Genomic DNA, 1489 nt, shown 5'->3' on the forward strand with positions numbered 1-1489 from the left:
CGTTTGCAGTAATGGTCCAATCCGAATAGGCGTTGATCGTATTACCATTAATGTCTTGAGTAGTGATCGCCGAGAGTTCATCCAAGACCTGAACTTGGTTTGCAAAGCCATCACCATCGTTAGTCACTACGATGGTGTAAGTGAGTGTTTGACCCGATGAATAGTAACGACTGTCGACATCTTTACTAACACGCAAGTTGTCGTCAGGAGTTTGAACCCCTGAACCACTTTCGGTCACGTTGTCGTTGGCGCAGCTCGTCGAGTCATCCAAAATAACGCCCATGCTAGCGTCATTGGTTTTTGCGGTAAGTTTGTATTTAACGGTTTTTCCTGGAGCAAGATCGGGCGTCAAAGCAATTGGATTTGAGCTCCATGAGCCATAGCTATACGAACCCGGATCCGAGCCAAGCGAGTCCTCACCCGAAATGACTTCAACTTTCCATTCTTTAAACGCTTGCGCATCGCCAGCGCCACCTGCTTGCTCCGTCATGCCACAAGTTAAGTTGTCTTGAATCAATAAGTTATTGGCAAAGTACTTAGACGAACCGTTGGTTACCGTAATTTCATATTCGATGTTTCCACCGGGCACATATTCTGATGCGGTGGTTGTTTTAGAAATGGCGATCTCGGAATCAGAAACGTTCAGCACTTTTTCTGCTTTGACTGTATCTGCGACGTTTGCGCTCTGAACTAATGAACCTGATGAATCTTTGACGGCAGCAGAAAAGCCTTGAAGCGTACCAATGGTGGTTGGCGTCAGTGTAGCTTCAACTAGGTAATTGATTGACTCTCCGGGGTAGATCGACACCGTATCGTCAAAATCGACATCAGTTTGAACTCCACTTGCTTGATAGGCAGATAAGGAGTTAGAGCCAATGTTGTTGACCGTTACAGTCCACGTTGAGAATGGATTTCCGGTCACATCGGTGTTGTTAAAAGCAGACGAGAGATCGTTCGCCAAGCCATTGTTGGTAAGTAACGTGTTGATGTTCTGCGTAACGTGGTAACCATGTGCAATCGCACCACCGTTGTTACTGACTTTGATTTCGAAATTGAGCTTACCGTTGATTAAATAAGGTGTCGAAGACAAAAGTGTATGGGTAAGCGTAACGTTCGGCGTCGCTGGAGGCGTGACAAGCACATTACTTTCTACAGGGCCATCGCGCGTTAACGCCGATGCCTTAGTTGTAATGTCAGAAACCAGATCATTCGCAACGGTCGCTTTGATGGTGTAAGTGATGTAACCACCCACGGATAGCTCCGCATTCTCTACCGACAAATCATCTGCTTTCGAAAATGTTCCCGCATTACTCCCAGAAGAAGCGACAGCACTGATCTCGACATGACTAAAAACTGGAGCGTTGGCACCGCTTAGAACCTCACCAGTAAGAGACAAAAAAGGTTGGGTTATGTCTAAGCCTTTTACTGCAAACAGGCCAGTATTTTTTGCGGTGAGCGTGTACGTCAAAACGTTTGCGACTTGATATTC

Annotated in this window: 1 pseudogene; it reads right to left on the minus strand. The window is 46.2% G+C overall.

The features are described from left to right. Nucleotides 1–1489: pseudogene (locus R8N28_RS24610) on the minus strand (hypothetical protein); the annotation flags it as partial.

Source organism: Vibrio sp. Vb1554, assembly GCF_033344235.1.